Source organism: Streptomyces sp. NPDC058052 (genome assembly GCF_042885515.1).
In the GTDB taxonomy this organism is placed as follows: domain Bacteria; phylum Actinomycetota; class Actinomycetes; order Streptomycetales; family Streptomycetaceae; genus Streptomyces.
In genome coordinates, this window is sequence record NZ_JBHVRX010000027.1 from 17,767 (window position 1) to 36,551 (window position 18,785).

Genomic DNA, 18,785 nt, shown 5'->3' on the forward strand with positions numbered 1-18,785 from the left:
GCGACCGCCCGCCCGTCTCGCCCCCTCCCGTACTGGAGTCCCGCATGACGCTCATCGCCGATACCGCCCCCACCGTCTTCGAGACCGTCGAGTCGGAGGTGCGCAGCTACTGCCGCACCTGGCCGACGGTCTTCGAACGCGCCACGGGAAGCCGTCTGTTCGACGAACACGGCCGCCCCTTCCTCGACTTCTTCGCCGGCGCCGGCTCGCTCAACTACGGCCACAACAACCCGGCCCTCAAGCGCCCGCTCCTCGACTACCTGGGCGGCGACGGCATCACCCACGGCCTCGACATGTCGACGACGGCCAAACGACGGTTCCTGGAGACCTTCCGCTCGACCGTCCTGGCCCCCCGCGGCCTCCCCTACAAGGTGATGTTCCCGGGCCCGACCGGCACCAACGCCGTCGAGGCGGCCCTCAAGCTCGCCCGCAAGGTCACCGGACGGACCACCGTCGTCTCCTTCACCAACGCCTTCCACGGCATGTCCCTGGGCTCGCTCGCGCTCACCGGCAACGCCGGCAAGCGCGCCGGGGCCGGCGTGCCGCTGAGCCACACCGCGCAGATGCCGTACGACCACTACCTCGGCGGCAGGGTCCCGGACTTCCTCTGGTTCGAGCGGCTCCTGGAGGACTCCGGGTCCGGCCTCGACCATCCGGCCGCCGTGATCGTCGAGACGGTCCAGGGCGAGGGCGGCGTCAACGCGGCCCGCGCCGAGTGGCTGCGCGGCCTCGCCGACCTCTGCCGCCGCCGCGACATGCTGCTCATCGTCGACGACATCCAGATGGGCTGCGGCCGCACCGGAGACTTCTTCTCCTTCGAGGAGGCCGGCATCACCCCCGACGTCGTCACCCTCTCCAAGTCCATCAGCGGCTACGGACTGCCGATGTCCCTCTGCCTGTTCCGCGACGAGCTCGACGTGTGGGAGCCCGGCGAGCACAACGGCACCTTCCGCGGCAACAACCCCGCCTTCGTCACCGCCACCGCCGCCCTCGACACCTACTGGCGCGACACCACGCTCCGGGACCGCACCCTCCGGCGCGCCGCCACCGTCGAGGCCGCCCTGAGCGAGCTCGGCTCCGGCACGGCCCCCCGGGGCCGCGGACTGGTGTGGGGGCTGGAGTTCCCGGACGGCGAGCGGGCCCGGGCGGTCTGCCGGCGCGCCTTCGAACTCGGCCTCCTGGTCGAGACGTCCGGCCCGGGCGACGAGGTCGTCAAGCTGCTGCCCCCGCTGACCGTGACCGACGACGAGCTGGACGAGGGGCTCGGCATCCTCGCCCGCGCCGTCCGCCACACCGCCTGAGGCCCCGCCCCGGCAGCCCGCGGCACCACCCCGACAGAAAGGCCACCCCGTGATCGTCCGCACCTTCGACGAGCTGGAGAACACCGAGCGGCACGTCAGGTCCGCCTCCGGCACCTGGGAGAGCAAGCGCATCGTCCTCGCCCGCGAGCGCGTCGGCTTCTCCCTCCACGAGACCGTCCTGTACGCCGGGACCGAGACCGCCATGTGGTACGCGAACCACGTCGAGGCCGTCGTCTGCACCGCCGGCGAGGCCGAGCTCACCGACCACGAGACCGGGGCGACGTACACGATCGTCCCCGGGACCATGTACCTCCTCGACGGCCACGAGCGGCACACCCTCAGGGTCAAGGAGGACTTCCGCTGCCTGTGCGTCTTCAACCCGCCGGTCACCGGCCGCGAGGACCACGACGAGAACGGCGTCTACCCCCTGCTCACCGAGCCCGGCGGCGCCTGACCGCCCGACGACCATCCCGCACCCACGCGAAAGGACGGCACCACGATGACCACCGCTCCCGCCCGCCCCGTCGACCCGTACCCCACCCGCGGCGCCGAAGAGGCCCTCGTCTACCGCAAGGAGCCCGTCGTCTGGTCGGAACCCGGCACGCCCGGCCCCTTCTGGCCGCGCGAGCTGGAGGAGTACGAGCGCAACGGCTTCTTCGCCGTCGACGCCCTGGTCACCCCCGGCGAGGTGGCCGAACTCCGCGCCGAGCTCGACCGCCTCGTCAGCGACCCCCGGATCCGCGAGGACGAGCGGTCGATCGTCGAACCGCGCTCGCAGGAGATCCGCTCCGTCTTCGAAGTACACCGGATCAGCGAGGTGTTCGCCCGCCTCGCCGCCGACCCGCGGCTCGTGGACCGCGCCCGGCAGATCCTCGGCTCCGACGTCTACGTCCACCAGTCCCGGATCAACGTCAAGCCCGGCTTCGGCGCCAGCGGCTTCTACTGGCACTCCGACTTCGAGACCTGGCACGCCGAGGACGGACTGCCCCTGATGCGGGCCGTGTCGGTGTCGATCGCGCTGACCCCGAACTTCACCACCAACGGCAGCCTCATGATCATGCCGGGCTCGCACCGCACCTTCCTCGGCTGCTCCGGCGAGACCCCGAAGGACAACTACAAGCAGTCCCTGCGGATGCAGGACGCCGGCACCCCCTCGCCCAAGGCGCTCACCACCTTCGCCGAGGCGTGCGGGATCGAGCACTTCACCGGCGAGGCCGGCTCCGCCGTCTGGTTCGACTGCAACGCCCTGCACGGATCCGGCGACAACATCACCCCCTTCCCCCGCAGCAACGTCTTCCTCGTCTTCAACAGCGTGGAGAACGCTCCCGAGCTGCCGTTCGCCGCGCCCGTCCGCCGCCCCTCCTTCATCGCCGCCCGGGACACCACCCCGCTCGGCTGACCCCCGCCCCGCTCCCCCTGCGAAAGGACGCACATGACCACGCACCTCTCCCGCAGACACCTCCTCACCCGGGGCGCCCTCCTCGGCGGCGCCCTCGCCGTGCCCGGGCTCCTCTCCGCGTGCAGCCGGACGGAGGCGGGCACCGGCGCTCCCGCGGGTGACGCGGACCTGCTGGAGAAGCTGCGGAAGCAGGGCCACGTCCGGGTGGGCTTCGCCGGCGAGGCCCCCTACGGCTTCCAGGACGGGGACGCGCTCGCCGGGGAGGCACCCACCCTGCACCGCGAGATCTTCACCGCCCTCGGCATACCCGAACTCAAGCCCACGCTCACCGAGTTCGGCGCCCTCATCCCCGGGCTGCTCGCCGGGCGCTTCGACGTGGTGAGCGCCGGCATGGCGATCACACCCGAACGCTGCGGCAAAGTCGCCTTCTCCGAGCCCGAGTTCGTCTCCCCCACCGCGCTCATGGTCCGCAAGGGGAACCCGGAGGGCCTGAGCGACCTCGCCTCGTGCGCGGGGAAGCAGGTCCGCGTCGGCGTCCTGACGGCCGCCGTGGAAGCCTCGTACGCCAAGGCCGCGGGCGTCCCGGAGGATGCCGTCCTGCAGGTGGGCAAACAGCAGGACGGCCTCGACGCCCTGCTCGCCGGCCGGATCGACGCCTTCGCCCTCACCGGCATCTCGTTGCGCTGGCTCGCCCGCACCAACGCGGACGCGGCGGTGCAGGTGCTGGAGCCGTTCGTGCCCGTGATCGACGGGGTGAGCCAGTACAGCCCCGGCGGCGCCGTCTTCCGCAAGGGCGCCGACTCCCTGCGGAAGGCGTTCGACGACGAGCTCGCGCGGATCACCGGCGACCCGGCCCGGTTCGTCCGCCTGATCGGGAAGTACGGCTTCACCGAGCGCGAGGTGCCGCCGCGCACCCTGCGCACCGCGAGTCTGTGCGCGGCATGACGGACGGCGGTACGGCCATGTTCCTCTCCGAGCTGGGCCGGGCCCTTCCGTCGATCGGCGAAGGGCTCCTGGTGACCCTGGAGGCCACCGTGCTCGGCGCGGCCCTCGCGCTGCTCGTCGCCTTCGCCCTGGGCCTGGCCTCCCGCTCGCGCGCCCCGGTGGTGCGCGGCGGGGCCCGCGTCGTCGTCGAGTTCCTGCGCGGCACGTCGCTGTACGTGCAGCTGTTCTGGCTCTTCTTCGCGCTGCCGATGCTCGGCTTCCGGCTGGAGCCGATGGCGTGCGGGGTGCTCGCCTTCGGTCTCAACTACGGGGCGTACGGGGCGGAGGTGGTGCGGGGCTCCGTCGCCGCCGTGCCGGCCGCCCAGACGGAGGCCGCGATCGCGCTGGGCATGGGACCGGGGCTCCGCCTGCGGCGGATCCTGCTGCCGCAGGCGTACGCCCTGATGATCCCGCCGTTCAAGAACCTGCTGATCCAGCTGCTCAAGGCGACGCCGCTGCTGTCGCTGGTCACGGTCGCCGATCTCACCTTCCGGATCGACCAGCTGCGCGCGGCGACCGGCGGCACGGCCGCCGCCTATCTGCTGCTGCTCCTGCTGTACTTCTGCGTCGCCGCGCTCCTCGGCGCGGGGATGAACGCGCTGGAGCGCCGGGCGAAGGCGCGGCTCGGCGTCGTGGGCGGTGGGGCGTGATGTGGGACATGGACGCGGCGCGGGCCGCGCTGCCGGTGGTGCTGTCCGGCTTCGGGGTCACCCTGCTCGCCACCGTGCTCGGGTTCGCGGTCGCGGCCGTCGCCGGCCTCGGCGTCGCCCTGCTCCAGCGCTCCGGCGTGCGGTGGATCGCCGTGCCGGCGGGCGCGCTGGCCTCGTTCGTGCGGTCGACGCCGGTGATGGTGCAGCTGTTCGCCGCCTGGGTGCTGGTGCCGGGGCTGGACGCGCTCACGCTCGGCGTCCTGGTCCTGGGCCTGCACTACGCCACGTACCTGTCCGAGGTGTACCGCGCCGGCATCGACGCCGTGCCGAAGGGGCAGTGGGAGGCGTGCACGGCGCTGTCCCTGCCGCGCCGGCGGGTGTGGCGGGCGGTGATCCTGCCGCAGGCCGTGCGGAAGGTGCTGCCGTCCCTCGGCAACTACGCGATCTCGATGTTCAAGGAGACGCCCTTCCTCTCGGTCATCACGGTGGACGAGATGGTCCGCGAGGCGAGCACCTTCGGCAGCACCCACTTCGCCTATCTGGAGAGCTTCACCCTGGCCGCCGCCGTCTTCCTGCTGGCGAGCTGGCCGACGTCCCTGCTCGTCCGACGCCTGGAGGCCCGCCTTGCCCACTGAGACCAGCGCCGGGGCCGTGTCCGCACGGGCCCCCGAGAAGGTCCGGTTCGCCGGGGTGACGAAACGGTTCGGTGACCTCACGGTCCTCGACGGCCTCGACCTCGCGGTCGCGCCGGGCGAACGCGTGACGCTGATCGGTCCCAGCGGGTCCGGGAAGACCACCATCCTGCGGCTCCTGATGACCCTGGAGCGGGTCACGGACGGCGTCGTCCACCTCGACGGGGAGCCGTTCTCGCACATGCCGTCCGGCCGCGGGGGGTCGCTGGTGCCGGCGGACGAGCGCTATCTGGCCCCGCGCCGCCGGCGCATCGGGATGGTGTTCCAGCAGTTCAACCTGTTCCCGCACATGAGCGTCCTCGCGAACGTCACGGAGGCGCCCCGGCACGTCCTGGGCCTCGACGGGGACGAGGCCGCCGCCCGCGCCCGGGACCTGCTCGGCCTCGTCGGCCTCGACGGGATGGAGGACGCCCACCCGACCCGGCTCTCCGGCGGCCAGCAGCAGCGCGTCGCCATCGCGCGGGCCCTCGCCATGCGGCCCGACCTCCTCCTCCTGGACGAGGTCACCTCCGCGCTCGACCCCGAGCTGGTCGCGGAGGTCCTGGACGTGCTCCGCGACGTCGCCGCCGGGACCGACATCACGATGCTCTGCGTCACCCACGAGATGGGCTTCGCGAGGGACGTCTCCGACCGGATCCTGATGTTCGACGGGGGCCGCGTCCTGGAGTCCGGCCCGCCGGAAGAACTCCTCGACGCACCGGGACACGAGCGGACACGGACCTTCCTGAGGTCGATCAGGTGACGGGTCCCGCGGGCCGGGCCGGCGGCCCGTCGATCAGGTGACGGATCCCGCGGGCGGGGCCGGCGGCCCGTCGATCAGGTGACGGGTCCCGCGGGCGGGGCCGGCGGCCGGTCGGCGTGGAGGGCGAAGACCGTGGCCTGCACGGCGACCAGCGTGGAGACGCCCGCCGTGACCAGGACGGTCGTCCAGCCCTCCCAGATCCTGCCGACGACGACGCCGATGAGGAACGGCACGGCCAGGACGCCCGCGGTCCTCGCCGGTCCGAAACCCACGCGGGGCCGGTGGAACCTGCCCCGCGCCATGCGGCGGGCCCGCCGTTCGCCGCCGTACGCGCCGGTGAACGCCACCGCCGCCAGCCAGGCGCAGGCCGCGACGAGCCCCGCGACCGGCCCCACCTCGCCGTCCGGCAGCGCGTCGGCGTCGTCGCCGAGACCGCCGTGGTGGACGGAGACCCGGACATCGCGCCAGACGGTGACCTCCAGCTCGTCCCCGGGATCCAGCGCCCGCGCCAGGTCGCTCGTCGTGCTCAGGTCCAGCGGCGTGTCCAGCGGCGCGGGCGCCGGCGCGCGCAGCCGGACGCGGACGACGCGGGTCTTCCCCCTGCGCACCTCCTCGGCGGACTCCACGGTGCCCCGCAGCGTGCGCAGGCAGTCCGCCCCGGCGTCCGGCTCCCCCGCGGTGCCGCAGGGAACGGCGCCGAGGTAGGCGCGCTCGGTGTCGATCCGGTCGGGCAGGGTCGCGCCGAGTCCGACGGCGCCGCCCAGCGACAGCAGGCCGAGCAGCGCGCAGAGGACTGCCCACGCCCGCTGTCCCCGGGCGGCCCTCCGGTCGGGCTCCCCCGCCGTCGTGCCTCCGGTGCCGTCCGTGTCCGTGATCGCGCTGTTCCGCATCGGCGTCGCCTCCCCCTGCCCTGCCCGGGACCTCTCTCCGCTCCCCCGGGGCACAGCGATTGAGCCATGGGGCGGGTGGCGCGCCACAGGTGCCTCACCAGCAGGCTGACGCCCTCACGTCTTCCGGTCCCCGGCAAGACGGGCGGGTTCCGGGGGACGTGCGCGGGCCGCTTCCTGCCGGGGGACGGCCGTGTCTACCGGACCGGAGTGCTGTCGCGCACGACCGGCTCCGCCGGCAGCAGGAGGCCGGAGGCCGGTGCGGGCGCGGTGCCCTCGACCACGGTGATCAGCCGGTCCACGAGCGCGTGGGCGATGCGGGCGAGCGGGAGGCGCACGCTGGTGAGGGACGGCTGGAGCAGGGTGCACAGCGGCACGTCGTTGAAGCCGGTGACGGCGACGTCGGTGCCGACGGTGAGGCCCGCCGCCCGGACGGCCTGGTAGGCGGTCAGGGCGAGCCAGTCGCTCGCGCAGACGAGGGCGGTCGGACGGTCGGGTCCGGTCAGCAGGCGCTGGAGCGCCTGGGAGAGCGCGGCCGGGTCGTCGTCGGGGACGCCGACCTCGAAGGCTCCGCCGGGGGCGTCCGCCGCGGCCTGGAGGAGGCCGGCCCTGCGGTCGGCGAGCCAGGGCAGGGACGCGGCCGAGTTGACGTAACAGATCCGGCGGTGGCCCTGGGCGAGCAGGAGGCGGACCAGTTCGGCGGTGGCCTCCGCGGAGTCGATGTCCACCCAGGTCTGCGGGCGGCCGGAGGCCGTGCGGCCGAAGGCGACGAAGGGGAAGCCGGCCTCGGCGAGCACGTCGACGCGGGAGTCGTCGTGGACGACGTCGGAGAGGACGAAGCCGTCGACCTGGCGGGCGGCGATGAGCCCGTGGAAGGACCTGGCGACCGCCGAGGCCCCCTGGTCGGGGTCGCAGCGGAAGAGCAGGACGCGGTGGCCGACGGCGTCGGCGGCGCTGACGAGCGCCTGGAGGAAGCCGCCCATCAGGGGGTTGGGGTCGACGGGGTTGTCGGCGGGGGCGGGATAGCCGATGACCTTGCGGGTGCCGGTGCGCAGGCTGCGGGCGGACTGGTCGGGCCGGTAGCCGAGCTCCTCGATGGCGGCGGTGACCCGGGCGAGCGTGCTCGCCCGCAGCCGCTGGGGCGCGTTGAGGGCGTTCGAGACGGTCTGGCGGGACACCCCGGCCGTGCGGGCGACGTCCTCGATGGTCACCTGTCGAGCGGTCATCGTTCCTCTGTGGGCGGTGGTCGGCGGGGGCGGACGGCCGCCCCCGCCGACCGCCGCCGTTCAGTCCTCGCGGGTCAGGGTGAGCAGTCCGCCGGTCGGCACGGTCACCGGGTTCACCCCGGCGACGAGGTCGAGCACGGTCTCGGACAGGATCTCACCACGGCAGTCCTGGACGAGCGCGAGGGCCCGTTCCGGCCGGCCGGCGACGAGGAGGACCACGGGGTCGCCGTCCGCGTTGGCGACGAGCACCGTCCCGGGGCCGTCCCGCTCGGGGAGGGCGACGGGCAGCGGCGCGTACCGGGCGACGACGGTGGTGCTCCCGTCGGCGGCGGTGACCAGGGGGTAGCCGAGGTCGGGGCGGGCGGGTTCCAGGGAGCCGAGCTGGAGGACGCCGGCGTGGCGGCGGAAGATCCCGAGCCAGAAGCGCAGGGTGGCGAGCTGGTCCGGGGTCTGGGCGCCGAGGTCGACGGAGATCTGCGGGACCGAGAACAAGGCGTTGACGAGGTGGACGGCGACCGCCTCGGGCGTCTCGGCGGGGTGCCACATGATCATGTCGGCGTGGACGGCGAGCGGACCCGCGGTGAGCCGGCAGTCGACGGTGCGCTGGCGGTTCTCGGCGGGGCTGAGCGGGCAGTCGGTGGCGCGGACCATGGTGGCGTACGGCCAGAGGCCCGGGCCGACGTACGGCTGGCGGTGCTCGACGATGACGTCGGGCCGGGTGCGGCGCAGACGGGCGTCCAGGTCGGCGACCAGCCGGCGCAGGCCCTCGTGGACCGTGGCGTGGTCGGCGCCGGCCGGGGCGGGCGGCGGGTCCGCGACGGCGAAGCGGTCGAGGAAGTCGAGCTTCACCCCGTCCATGCCCCACTCCTCGACGGCGCGGGCGATCCTGTCGGTCAGGTACGCCCGGACCTCCGGGTGCCGGGGGTCGAGCACGGCCGCGTCGAGCCGGGGTTCCTCGCGGAGGATCAGGCCCTTGAAACGGTCCCAGGCGTCGTTGTGACGGCCGATGAACGGCAGCGCGTACCAGAGGAGGTAGGCGAGACCGAGGCGGTGGACCTCGGCGACGTGGGCGGCGGGGTCGGGGAAGGCCGCCGGGTTCGGCTCCCAGTCGCCGCAGTGCCCGTAGCCGCGCGTACGGTCGGAGGTCTGCCAGCCGTCGTCGACGATGACGCTCTCGCAGCCGACGGCCGCGGCCAGGGCCGCCTGGCGTTCGACGGCGGCGGCGTCGACGTTCTGGTGGAGGCTGTACCAGGTGGAGTAGGCGGGCATCCGGGCGGCGGCGGCGACGCCGGGGTGGCCGGTGCCCTCGGCCCACCAGTCGGTGACGGACCGCAGGGTGGCCGCGAAGTGCCGGCCGCTCAGGTCGATCCGGACGCGGAGCGGCGGCCCGTCCGGGGTCAGTTCCTGCTCGACGGTGAACGCGAACTCGCCGCTCTCCTCGACCACTCCGGCGCCGACGCGCACCGGAGCGGCCGTCTCGCCGGCCGCGGCGGTGCACAGGGCCCGGTCGCCGGTGCCGACGAGGCTGGCGACCGGCGCGCCGAGGGCCAGCGACACGGTCCGGGGAGCGGTCCAGGACGGCGGCAGCCAGCGGGAGGCGTCGGTGTCCGGGGTCCAGTAGGCGGTGGCCCCGGCGCAGGGGATCCGCCATTCGGCACGGACGGTGACCCGCTCCGCCGCCGTGACCTCGACCAGGGCCACGCCGTCGGCGACCAGGGCGGCGGACGGCTCCCACCGCTCGCCGCCCAGGCCGGTGAGATGGACGGTGAGCGGGGCCCCGCCGGCGTGGAGGAGGCCGGTGGGGAGCCTGCGGTGGACGGCGGGACCCGCCTCCGCGTCGGCCGAGCCGTTCGGGCGCCAGACGGGGACGGGCTGCTGTTCGGGGGTGGCGGTGTTCGCCTCCTCCGGGGTGTTCGTCGCGTCGGTGGTGTCGGCGGCCGGGGTGGCGGTGCTCGGTCCGGTGGTGTCCGGTGCGGGGGTCACGGGGGTCACTCCTTGGTCGCCCCGGCCAGGAGGCCGGAGATGAACTGGCGTTGCAGGACGAGGAAGAGGGCCATCACGGGGAGGGCGGCGATGGCGCTGGCCAGCAGCACCTGCGCGTAGTTGGTGGTCGACAGGCCCTGGAGGGTGGCCGTGGCCACGGGGAGCGTGTACATCTCCGGACTGCGCAGCGCGATCAGCGGCCAGACGAACTGGTTCCAGCCGCCGAGGAAGACGAAGAGCGCGAGGGCGGCGATGATCGGCCGGTTGACGGGGAGGACGATCCGCCACAGCACCCGCAGTTCGCCGGCGCCGTCGACGCGGGCCGCGTCCAGGAGTTCGTCGGGCATGGACCGCAGGGCCTGCCGCATCAGGAAGATGCCGAACGGGGTGACGAGACCGGGCAGGACGATGGACTGGTACGTGTCGATCAGCCCCAGCTCCATCATCATCTGGAAGATCGGGATGAGCATCACGGTGTCGGGAATGACCAGGGTGCTGAGCAGCAGGACGAAGAACAGGTTCCGTCCCCGGAAGTCGAACTTGGCGAAGGCGTAGCCGGCCAGGACCGAGACGACGACCGCCCCCACGGTCTGGACGCCCGCCACCACGACGGTGTTGACGAGGACCCGGGTGAGACCGATCGACTCCTGGAGCCCCTGGAGGTTCTCCATCAGGTGTCCGCCGGGCAGCAGCTTCGGCGGCCAGGAGAACACGTCCTTGTCCTCCTGCGTGGCGGCCATCGCGAGCCAGTAGAAGGGGCCGACGCAGAGCCCGAAGGCCCCCGCCAGCGCCAGGGTGAGCAGCGGGCCGCGGGCCCGTGCCGGGGCCGGGGTCCTCCTCCGCGCCCGGGACTTCCCCGGCCCACGGGACTTCCCCGGTGCTCCGGTGGTCGCCGGTGCTCCGGACTTCGCCGGCGCTCCGGTCTCGCTGGGCGCTCCCGTCTCGATGGGTGCTCCGGTCGTCATCGGCGTTCTCCCATCAGGCGGACCTGGAGGATGCCGAGCACGGAGACGATCAGCGCCAGCGCGTAGGCGAGGGCGGAGGCGTACCCGAAGTCGAAGTACTTGAAGCCGTTGTTGTAGAGGTACATGGTGACCGTGAGGGTGGAGTTGTCGGGGCCGCCGCCGGTGAGGACGTACGGCTCGTCGAAGAGCTGGAGGGTGCCGATGGTGGAGAGCACCACGGTGAGGAGGAGGATCGGCCGCAGCTGGGGCAGCGTGATGGCGAAGAAGCGGCGGACCGGCCCCGCGCCGTCGACCATGGCGGCCTCGTACAGCTCCTTCGGGATGCCCTGGAGCCCGGCGAGGTACATCACCGCGTTGTAGCCGGTGTAGTGCCAGGTGATGACGAGGACCACGCCGACCCGGGCCCAGAACGGGCTGCCGAGCCAGTTCACCGGGTCGACGCCGACGAGGGAGAGGACCCAGTTCAGGAGTCCCGCGTCGCGGTTGAGGATGACGGAGAACATCACGCCGGCGGCGACCAGTCCGGTCAGGGACGGCACGAAGACGCCGAGCCGCCAGAGCGGACGCAGCCACACCTGGGTGGAGTTGAGGCCGAGGGCGACGAGCAGCGCGAGACCGAGCATCAGCGGCACCTGGACGACCAGGATGAGCGCGGTGTTCTCCAGCGCGGTCCAGAAGAGCGGATCGCCCAGCAGCCGGCGGTAGTTGGCGAGTCCGGCGAACTGTCCGGCGTCGCCGCTGCCGGTGGTGAGGCTGATCCAGAACGAGGCGGCGATGGGGTACGCCTTGAAGACGGCGAAGCCCAGGACCGCGGGCATGATCAGCAGGTACGGGAACGAGGAACGGTTCAGCAGCCCGCGCCGGCCGGGCCGGGCGGACCGGGCGGACCGGGCGGACCGGGCGGACCGGGCGGACCGGGCGGACCGGGCGCGGCGCGCTCGGGCGCCGGCGCCGGCGCCGGCGGCGGAGACCGCCGGTCCGGGCTCGGCTCCGACGCGGGAGCCGGGTCCGGGGGTCGTTTCGGCGGCGGGTTCGGGGGTCTTGTCGGCGGCGGGTTCGGGGGTGTGTCCGGGGGTGTGTCCGGGCGGGGCGAGGGCCATGGTCAGACCGCCTGCTGCCGGCCGGTCTGCTGGGCGAGCTGCTTCGCCGCGGTCTTCAGCGCCTCGGCCGGGTCGGCGCCCTTCACCAGGACCTGGCTCTGGGCGTCGCTCGCGAGCTTCAAGGCGCGGCTGTAGTCGCCGGTGAAGTTGGTCGCGTCCGCGCCGGCCCCGAGGGAGTCCACGAAGGAGCGCAGCACCCGCTGACCGCCGTAGTAGGGGTGGGGAGCGCTGAACTTCGGTTCGGAGTAGGCCGACTTGAGGGCGGGGAAGACGCCGCCGGAGGCGAACATCCGGTTGATCTCGGCGGGCTTGGTGAGCGCGTACTCGACGAAGCGCCAGGCGGCCTTGCGGCGCTTGCTGGTGGCGGAGACGGTGAGGTACGTGGAGTTGACGATGGCGCTGCGTCCTCCGCCCGGGACGGCGGCGGGCGGCCGCATGACGCGCCACTTGCCGCTCTGGGCGGGGAACTTGGTGGCCAGGTACTCGATCGCCCAGGCCGGGTACGGGGCGGTCGCGAGCTTCCCCTGGCCGACGAGGCGCTTCCAGGTGCCCTGGCCCGCGGTGTCGGCGAGGAGCCCGGCGTCGTCGAGCCGCTTGATGACGGTGAGGGCCTGGATCGCCTCCTCGGAGGCGAGGGTGACCCTCCCCTCGCGGTCGAAGTAGAAGGCGCCCTGGAGCTGCATCAGGTTCTGGAAGAAGTCCATGTCCTGGGTGGTGCCGGGCTTGTCGATCCCGAGCAGCTGCGCGCCGGTGGCGGCGCGCACCTTCGGTCCGGCCGCGATCAGGTCGTCCCAGCTGGTGAGGGAGGCGGGGTCGACGTCCGCCTTCTCGAAGTAGTCGTGGCGGTAGAACAGACCGAGGGGGTTGACCTCCCAGGGAAGGGCGCGGACGGTGCCGTCCTCGCCCTGGACGGTCGGCCACAGGCCCTCGGCGAAGGCGCCCTCGTGCCTGTCCGCGCCCAGCCGGGACAGGTCGGCGAGGCCCTGGGGGAACTTCTCCATGTAGCCGGGCAGGTAGTCGACGCCTATGTGGAGGACGTCGGCGAGGCCCTTGCCGCCCGAGGCGAGGCCGACGGTGATCTTGTCCCAGATGGCGGGGTTGCCGAGGTCCTGGACGTCGACCTCGATCCCGGGGTTGTCTCTCTCGAAGGAGGGGACGACCCCGCGCAGCGCCTCCGCCGCGGTGGTCCAGCTCCAGACGGTGATCGGCCCGCTGTCGCCGTCGGCGCCCTCGGCACCGCCGCCCGATCCGCCGCCGCAGGCGGACAGCCCGAACGCGGCGGCGGAGGCGGTGGCGAGGTGGAGCATCTGGCGGCGGCTCAGGTGGTGGGACATGTCGGCTCCTGGGTACGAGGGGTGGCGGTGCTTGACGTGCCTGCTGAGGTGCTGTGGGAGCTGGTGCCGTGCGGGGTGCCGGCGGGGGCGTGCGGGCCGGTGCCGGGGGCCGGGGGTGTGCCGGCGCCGGGGTGGGCGGCCGCGGTACCGCTCGGGCCGGCGTCGGCGGGGGCGTGCGGGCCGGTGCCGGTGGTCGCGGGTGTGCCGGTGCCGGCGTGGGCGGCCGCGGTACCGCTCGGGCCGGCGTCGGCGCGCGCGGTGGTGCCGGCGCCGGTCCTCCCGTGCGGGCGCGGCGGGCGGACGAGCGGGCGCAGCGCCTCGGTGAACAGGTCCGTCGCGGCGGCCGGGGTGGAGGCGTGGGGCGAGAGGCGGATCCACTCGCCGCGGCGCGTGGTGGTCACGCCGGCCGCCGCGAGGGCCCGGTGGACGGCGGCGGGGTCCTGGCCGGGGAGCCGGAAGGTGCCGATGCCGGCCCGCTCCCGCTCCCCGAGGCCGTCCAGAAGCACCTCGGCGCCCGCCCGCTTCGCCCGGTCGAGCAGCTCGGCGAGGGTGGCCCGGACCCGGGCGCCCACGGCGGCCGGACCGCCCTGGTCGAGGAGGCCGTCGAGGGCCGCGCCGAGGGCGGCGGCGGCCGGGAGGTCCGGGTTGGTGGCGAGGTGCGCGGCGGCGCCGGGCAGCGGCGGCGCCGGGTGGCTCGGGGCGAAGGGCTCGGTGACTCCGGCCCAGCCGCCGATCCCGGGGCCGAGGTGTCCGGCGCACCGGTCGCGGATCAGCAGGAGCGCGGCTCCCCAGCCGGCGCGGAGCCATTTCTGGCCGCCGCTGACGAGGATGTCGGCGGCGTCCGTCTCCAGGGGGACGGCGCCGAGCCCCTGGATCGCGTCGACGATCAGCAGCCGGTCCGGCCCGAGGAGTTCCTTGAGGGCGGCGAGCGGGGCCACGTGTCCGGTGAGGGAGTCGACGGCGCTGACGGTGAGCGCGGTGACGTCGGGGGTGAGGTGGCGGCGGAGGAGGCCGGGGGTGATGTGCCGCCGTCCGTCCGGGTCGACGAGGCGGACGTCGGGGCCGCCGCGCCCGGCGAAGCGGAGCCAGGGGTAGACGTTGGCGGGGAACTCGTCCCGTGGCACGAGCACGGTGCCGGGGCCGCGCAGGGCCGCGGCCGCGGTGAAGAGTCCGTTGCTGGTCGAGGGGGCCAGCGCGATCTCGTGGGGCCGCGCGCCGAGGAGCCGGGCCGCGGAGGCGCGGGCGGCGTCGCTGAGGGCGAAGAGGCGGTCGAGGTCGGGGCGGCCCGCGAGGGCGGCCGCGCCGGCGAGCGCGGCGGCCGCCCCGGGAGAGAGCGGGCCGACCCTCGCGTGGTCGAGGTAGCCCACCGCCGGACCGGGGGCGGGCGCCTCACCGGGAGCCGCACGGGTGGGACCCGCATCCGACTCTCGAATTTGATCGTTCAAAATATGAGCCTCGCGAAGCTAGGAGCATGGAGTTCCCGGAATTTGAAGGTTCACATTAGAGAGACGGAGGCTCTCCGACAAGAGGTCGGACAGAGCCGGTACGGGGGAGCTTCCGCGACCGGGCCCGCCGCGGGGCCCGCCACCGGGGCCCGCCGTGCGGGTGCGGGGCTTCCGCGCGGCGCTCAGAATGGCGCCGAACGGAAGAAAGGGAAAAACGTGACGTCCCACCCGCCGCCGTCCGGCCCTCCGTCGGTTCCTCCCTCCGGTCCCCCGACGGGCCCGCCCTCGGGTCCGCTCTCCGGCGCGGCCACGCGCCCCGGGGTCTCCGGACCGCCCACCACCCCGCCGCACGACGGCTCCGGCGGAGGCGGCGGAGGCGGCGGAGGCGGCAGCGGAGGCGGCGGAGGCGACGCGGGCGGTGGTGCGGGGGGCGGTCCCGGCGGCGGCAGGCCCGGCGGGACGCCGTGGTGGCGTTCCGTGCCGAAGGTCGCCTCCCTCACCGCCGTCGTCGTCGCGGCCGCCGCGCTCACCGTGGTGCTGATCGGCCGCTCGGACGACCAGGGCGACACCGCCGGATCCGGCGGCAGCGGAGAGGTCTTCCTCCAGAACACCTCCGCCTCCGGCCCCGACCCGTTCACCGCCTCCACCGCCCGCACGGACAGCTCCTCCGGGGCGGCCTCGCTGCCGCCCCGGACCGGTACGGCGGAGACCGCCACGCCACAGGTCTCGGGTTCCACGCCGGGTCTGTACGGCGGCACGCGCGCGACGGCGAGCTGCGACGTCGAGCAGCAGGTCCGTTTCCTGGCCGCCGAACCCGCCAAGAACGCCGCCTTCGCCGAGGTCCTCGGCCTGGACGCGGACGCCGTCCCGGGCTACCTCCGCTCCCTGACGCCGCTCCAGCTCCGGGTGGACACCCGGGTGACCAACCACGGGTACAAGGACGGCGCCGCCACCTCGTACCAGGCGGTCCTCCAGACGGGCACCGCCGTCCTCGTCGACGGCCGGGGCGTGCCCCGCGTGCGGTGCGCCTGCGGCAATCCGCTGACCGAGCCGGTGGCCCAGGAGAAGCCGAGGACCACCGGCACCCCCTGGCCGGGCTACAACGCCTCCCAGGTCGTGGTGGTGGCCCCGTCCGTGACGGTGGTGAACGTGTTCGTCGTCTACGACCCCGAGGACGACGCCTGGTTCGCCCGCCGGCACGGCGACACCGGGCGGCACGACAAGCCGGCCCCGCCGCCGCCCCGGCCCACGCCGACCACCACGTCCCCCTCGCCGTCGACCTCGTCCCCGTCGGTGTCGCCGACCTCGCCGGTGCCGTGCGTGACGGTGACCGGCGACGAGACGCCGGCACCGCGCGACGGCGTGACGCCCTCCCCGTGCCCGTCCACGCTCTCGCCGACCGCGACGACGCCCACGCCGAGCCCGTCGACGGACACGCCGACGCCGTCCACCGAGACCCCGCCGGACTCGCCGTCGGACTCCCCCTCCGACTCGCCGCCGGACGCGCCGCCGGACAGCCCCGGCACCACGACCGGCGGGGCGGACACCACCACCGACGGCGCCACGGACACGACGACGGGCGGCGCGGCGGACGCGACCACCGACGGGACGGACGGACGTTCCGCGTCGGCCGGTTCGTCGTCCGGCCTGTCGCCGCTCAGCCCCTCCGGATCCGGCTCCGGCTCGTTCTCTCCCCCGGCACCCGGCCCCGCGCGTCAGCCGGTCGCCTGAGGCCCCCGCTCCCCGCGGACGCCCGTACCCGCCCCGTCCGGTACGGGCGTCCGCGCCGTCCGGCGCAGCAGCCGGGCCTCGCCGCGCCGCAGCGCCGGCCCCGGCACCAGGACGACCGGACGGTCCGCCCGCTCCAGGACCGCCCGGCGCACCGGTGCGCGGCGCGGCCGGGCCCACCGGCCGGTCCGGGGAGCGCCGCCGAGGACCAGCAGGTCGCCGGGGCGGTCCGCGGCCCCGAGGAGCGCCCGCACGGGGGTGTCGCGGACCGTCCGGCGCTCGACGGCGAGCCCGTCCGGGACGCCGCCGAGGCCCTCGTCGAACGCGGCGGTGAGCCGTCGCCGGGCGTCCTCCGCCCAGAGCCGGATCCACTCCGGGTCCGGGTTGCGCCGGTGCAGCGTCTCGCCCTCGGGCGGCTCCCAGGCCAGGACGGCGAGCAGGGACGCCCCGGTGCGGCCGGCGACGGCGGCCGCGTACCGGAGGGCGGCGAGGGAGGCGAGGGAGCCGCCGACCCCCACGACGAGACGCCCCGGCGGGCCGTCGCCGGTCACGTGGCGCCCTCCGTCGTCCGGGAGGCGGGCCGGTGGGTGCGGAGCGTGGCACGCAGGGTGCGCAGCCAGGTGCCCCATGGCAGGGGCCGGGCGGCCGGCTCCTCGGCGTTCCGCTGCCACAGACGCTCGTCACGGTCGGTGAAGTGCGTGGTCATCGTCGTGCTCCTCTCGGTCCGGTTCGTCGGCGAGGTGGTCGCGGTGTGTCTCCGCCCGGGTTGCCACCAGGCCACTGACGCAGAGTCTGTAGCCTTATTGGCCTGGACAGCAGAGCCAATAAGGAGTGATTGGCATGGCAGAGGGCCGTGTGGTCCACACCGCGGACCGGACCTTGACGGGCCGCCAGCTCGCCTCGCTGCTCACGCCGCCCCCGGAGGGCCGGTTCGGCTACCGCGAGCTGGCCCGGGCGGTGCGCGAGGCGCTCCTGGACGGCCGGGTGGCGCTGCGGCTGCGGCTGCCCGCCGAGCGGGAGCTGGCGCAGGTCCTGGAGGTGAGCCGGACGACCGTGACGGGGGCGTACGACCTGCTCCGGGAGAGCGGGTACGCGCACAGCCGGCGGGGCGCGGGGACGTGGACGGCGCTTCCGGACGGGCAGACGCCGACCGCGCTGGGCCCGTACCCGGACGCGGCGGACGAGGTGATCGACCTGGCGCTGGCCTCGCCGCGGGCGCCGCGCGCGGAGCTGGCGGAGGCGCTGGCGGAGGCCGCCGCGGAGCTCCCGAGGTTCGCCGCCGCGCCGGGCTACCACCCGTACGGACTACCGGAGCTGCGGGCCGCCGTGGCGGAGCGGTACACCTCGCGGGGGCTGCCGACCCGGCCCGAGCAGATCCTCGTCACGACGGGGGCGCAGCAGGCGCTGTCGCTGGTCCTGGCCCAGTTCGGCCGGCCGGGCGACCGGGTGCTGGCGGAGAACCCCTCGTACACCAACGCCCTCGACGCGATGCGGGTCCGGGGGATGCGGGTGACGCCGGTGCCGGTCACCGAGAACGGCTGGGACACGGGGCTCGTGGACGCGGCGCTGCGGCAGACGGCGCCCCGGCTGGCGTACCTCATCCCGGACTTCCACAACCCGACGGGGCGGCTGATGCCGCGCGAGCAGGGCCGGGAGCTGGCGCGGGCGGCGCGGGCGACGGGGACGTGGCTGGTGGTGGACGAGACGCTCACCGACACGGCGCTGGACGTGCCGGCACCGGCGCCGTTCGCCGCGGCGGCCGGGGCCGGTGCCGGGGAGCAGATCGTGTCGGTGGGGTCGCTGAGCAAGAGCTGCTGGGGCGGGCTGCGGGTCGGCTGGGTGCGGGCGTCGGCGCGGGTGGTGACGGAGCTGACGCGGACCCGGGTCACGGCCGACCTGTCGGGTTCGGTCCTGGACCAGCTGGTGGCGGTGGCGCTGATGCGGCGGCTGGAGCCGATCGTGCACGCGCGCGTGGCGGAGCTGCGGCGGAACCGGGAGGCGCTGGGCGTGGCACTGGCCCGGCACCTGCCGGAGTGGCGGTGGGCGGTGCCGCCGGGCGGGATGTGCCTGTGGATCGATCTGGGCCGGCCGGTGGCGACGCAGCTGGCGGCACGGGCGCTGCGGCACGGCGTGCGGGTGGAGGGCGGCGCGCGGTTCGGGGTGGATCCCGGGACGCACGAGCACCGGCTGCGGATCCCGTACACGCTGCCGGAGGACGTCTACGAGGCGGCGGCCGAACGGCTGGCGGCGGCCCTGGAGGGAGCCCCGGGCCGGTTCACGGATCCGGCGCTGCCGGAGTGGGTGGCCTGACGGGCTCCCGCGGTCGCGCGCGATATCCGGATGCTCCCG

The 18,785-nt window shown here is 74.8% G+C and carries 18 protein-coding genes; 9 read left to right on the plus strand and 9 right to left on the minus strand.

Annotated features, from left to right (window positions below; translation table 11 throughout):
* The first annotated feature begins 44 nt into the window (after positions 1 to 44).
* The 7 genes from ectB to ehuA are packed head-to-tail and all read left to right on the plus strand — an operon-like array spanning position 45 to position 5,768.
* A complete protein-coding gene (gene ectB, locus ACFVU3_RS29825) occupies positions 45 to 1,301 on the plus strand; it encodes a diaminobutyrate--2-oxoglutarate transaminase (protein ID WP_390071024.1) in 1,257 nt (418 codons plus the stop codon).
* A 49-nt stretch (positions 1,302 to 1,350) separates the two neighbouring features.
* Entirely contained in the window at positions 1,351 to 1,755 is a 405-nt protein-coding gene (locus ACFVU3_RS29830) for an ectoine synthase (protein ID WP_390071026.1), read from the plus strand.
* A 45-nt stretch (positions 1,756 to 1,800) separates the two neighbouring features.
* Positions 1,801 to 2,700 (plus strand): ectoine hydroxylase, encoded by a 900-nt coding sequence (gene thpD, locus ACFVU3_RS29835; protein WP_390071028.1) that lies wholly within the window; start codon positions 1,801 to 1,803, stop codon positions 2,698 to 2,700.
* Between the two features lie 33 nt (positions 2,701 to 2,733).
* Positions 2,734 to 3,645, plus strand: coding sequence for an ectoine/hydroxyectoine ABC transporter substrate-binding protein EhuB (gene ehuB / locus ACFVU3_RS29840; protein WP_390071030.1), 912 nt, complete (start codon positions 2,734 to 2,736; stop codon positions 3,643 to 3,645).
* Positions 3,642 to 4,334 carry an ectoine/hydroxyectoine ABC transporter permease subunit EhuC gene (gene ehuC / locus ACFVU3_RS29845; RefSeq protein ID WP_390071032.1) on the plus strand — a complete coding sequence of 231 codons (693 nt, stop codon included), beginning with the start codon at positions 3,642 to 3,644 and terminating at the stop codon, positions 4,332 to 4,334. The genes ehuB and ehuC overlap by 4 nt, the downstream gene beginning before the upstream one ends.
* On the plus strand, positions 4,334 to 4,969 hold the full coding sequence (gene ehuD, locus ACFVU3_RS29850) for an ectoine/hydroxyectoine ABC transporter permease subunit EhuD (RefSeq protein WP_390071034.1): 636 nt from the start codon (positions 4,334 to 4,336) through the stop codon (positions 4,967 to 4,969). The genes ehuC and ehuD overlap by 1 nt, the downstream gene beginning before the upstream one ends.
* Positions 4,959 to 5,768, plus strand: coding sequence for an ectoine/hydroxyectoine ABC transporter ATP-binding protein EhuA (gene ehuA / locus ACFVU3_RS29855; protein WP_390071036.1), 810 nt, complete (start codon positions 4,959 to 4,961; stop codon positions 5,766 to 5,768). Before ehuD ends, ehuA begins: the two co-directional genes overlap by 11 nt.
* 74 nt (positions 5,769 to 5,842) lie before the next feature.
* On the opposite strand, the gene ACFVU3_RS29860 is transcribed toward ehuA, so the two are convergent.
* From ACFVU3_RS29860 to ACFVU3_RS29890, 7 genes are all read right to left on the minus strand, one after another.
* Entirely contained in the window at positions 5,843 to 6,658 is an 816-nt protein-coding gene (locus ACFVU3_RS29860; RefSeq protein ID WP_390071038.1) for a hypothetical protein, read from the minus strand.
* Between the two features lie 194 nt (positions 6,659 to 6,852).
* On the minus strand, positions 6,853 to 7,881 hold the full coding sequence (locus tag ACFVU3_RS29865; protein WP_390071040.1) for a LacI family DNA-binding transcriptional regulator: 1,029 nt from the start codon (positions 7,879 to 7,881) through the stop codon (positions 6,853 to 6,855).
* A gap of 60 nt (positions 7,882 to 7,941) precedes the next feature.
* On the minus strand, positions 7,942 to 9,864 hold the full coding sequence (locus tag ACFVU3_RS29870; protein WP_390071041.1) for a glycoside hydrolase family 36 protein: 1,923 nt from the start codon (positions 9,862 to 9,864) through the stop codon (positions 7,942 to 7,944).
* 5 nt (positions 9,865 to 9,869) lie between these two features.
* Positions 9,870 to 10,829, minus strand: a complete 960-nt coding sequence (locus ACFVU3_RS29875) for a carbohydrate ABC transporter permease (protein ID WP_390071042.1) — start codon at positions 10,827 to 10,829, stop codon at positions 9,870 to 9,872.
* On the minus strand, positions 10,826 to 11,929 hold the full coding sequence (locus tag ACFVU3_RS29880; RefSeq protein WP_390071043.1) for a carbohydrate ABC transporter permease: 1,104 nt from the start codon (positions 11,927 to 11,929) through the stop codon (positions 10,826 to 10,828). Before ACFVU3_RS29880 ends, ACFVU3_RS29875 begins: the two co-directional genes overlap by 4 nt.
* 2 nt (positions 11,930 to 11,931) lie before the next feature.
* Complete coding sequence (locus ACFVU3_RS29885) at positions 11,932 to 13,263, minus strand: extracellular solute-binding protein (protein ID WP_390071045.1); 1,332 nt, start codon at positions 13,261 to 13,263, stop codon at positions 11,932 to 11,934.
* A complete protein-coding gene (locus ACFVU3_RS29890) occupies positions 13,248 to 14,630 on the minus strand; it encodes an aminotransferase class V-fold PLP-dependent enzyme (RefSeq protein ID WP_390071047.1) in 1,383 nt (460 codons plus the stop codon). Before ACFVU3_RS29890 ends, ACFVU3_RS29885 begins: the two co-directional genes overlap by 16 nt.
* Before the next feature lie 555 nt (positions 14,631 to 15,185).
* On the opposite strand from ACFVU3_RS29890, the gene ACFVU3_RS29895 reads away from it, so the two are divergent.
* The gene (locus tag ACFVU3_RS29895) at positions 15,186 to 16,439 is read left to right on the plus strand and encodes a DUF6777 domain-containing protein (RefSeq protein ID WP_390071049.1); all 1,254 of its coding nucleotides are present in this window, start codon (positions 15,186 to 15,188) and stop codon (positions 16,437 to 16,439) included.
* Here the strand turns inward: ACFVU3_RS29895 and ACFVU3_RS29900 are convergent.
* Together ACFVU3_RS29900 and ACFVU3_RS29905 are read right to left on the minus strand one after the other, a co-directional pair.
* On the minus strand, positions 16,424 to 16,987 hold the full coding sequence (locus tag ACFVU3_RS29900; RefSeq protein ID WP_390071051.1) for a universal stress protein: 564 nt from the start codon (positions 16,985 to 16,987) through the stop codon (positions 16,424 to 16,426). The two genes, ACFVU3_RS29895 and ACFVU3_RS29900, sit on opposite strands and share 16 nt — an antisense overlap.
* Positions 16,984 to 17,142, minus strand: coding sequence for a hypothetical protein (locus ACFVU3_RS29905; RefSeq protein WP_390071053.1), 159 nt, complete (start codon positions 17,140 to 17,142; stop codon positions 16,984 to 16,986). The genes ACFVU3_RS29900 and ACFVU3_RS29905 overlap by 4 nt, the downstream gene beginning before the upstream one ends.
* Positions 17,143 to 17,276: 134 nt before the next feature.
* Here ACFVU3_RS29905 and ACFVU3_RS29910 point away from each other — a divergent pair, with 134 nt between their 5' ends.
* Positions 17,277 to 18,746: a PLP-dependent aminotransferase family protein gene (locus ACFVU3_RS29910; protein ID WP_390071055.1), complete on the plus strand. Its 1,470-nt coding sequence runs from the start codon at positions 17,277 to 17,279 to the stop codon at positions 18,744 to 18,746.
* Positions 18,747 to 18,785 lie beyond the last annotated feature (39 nt).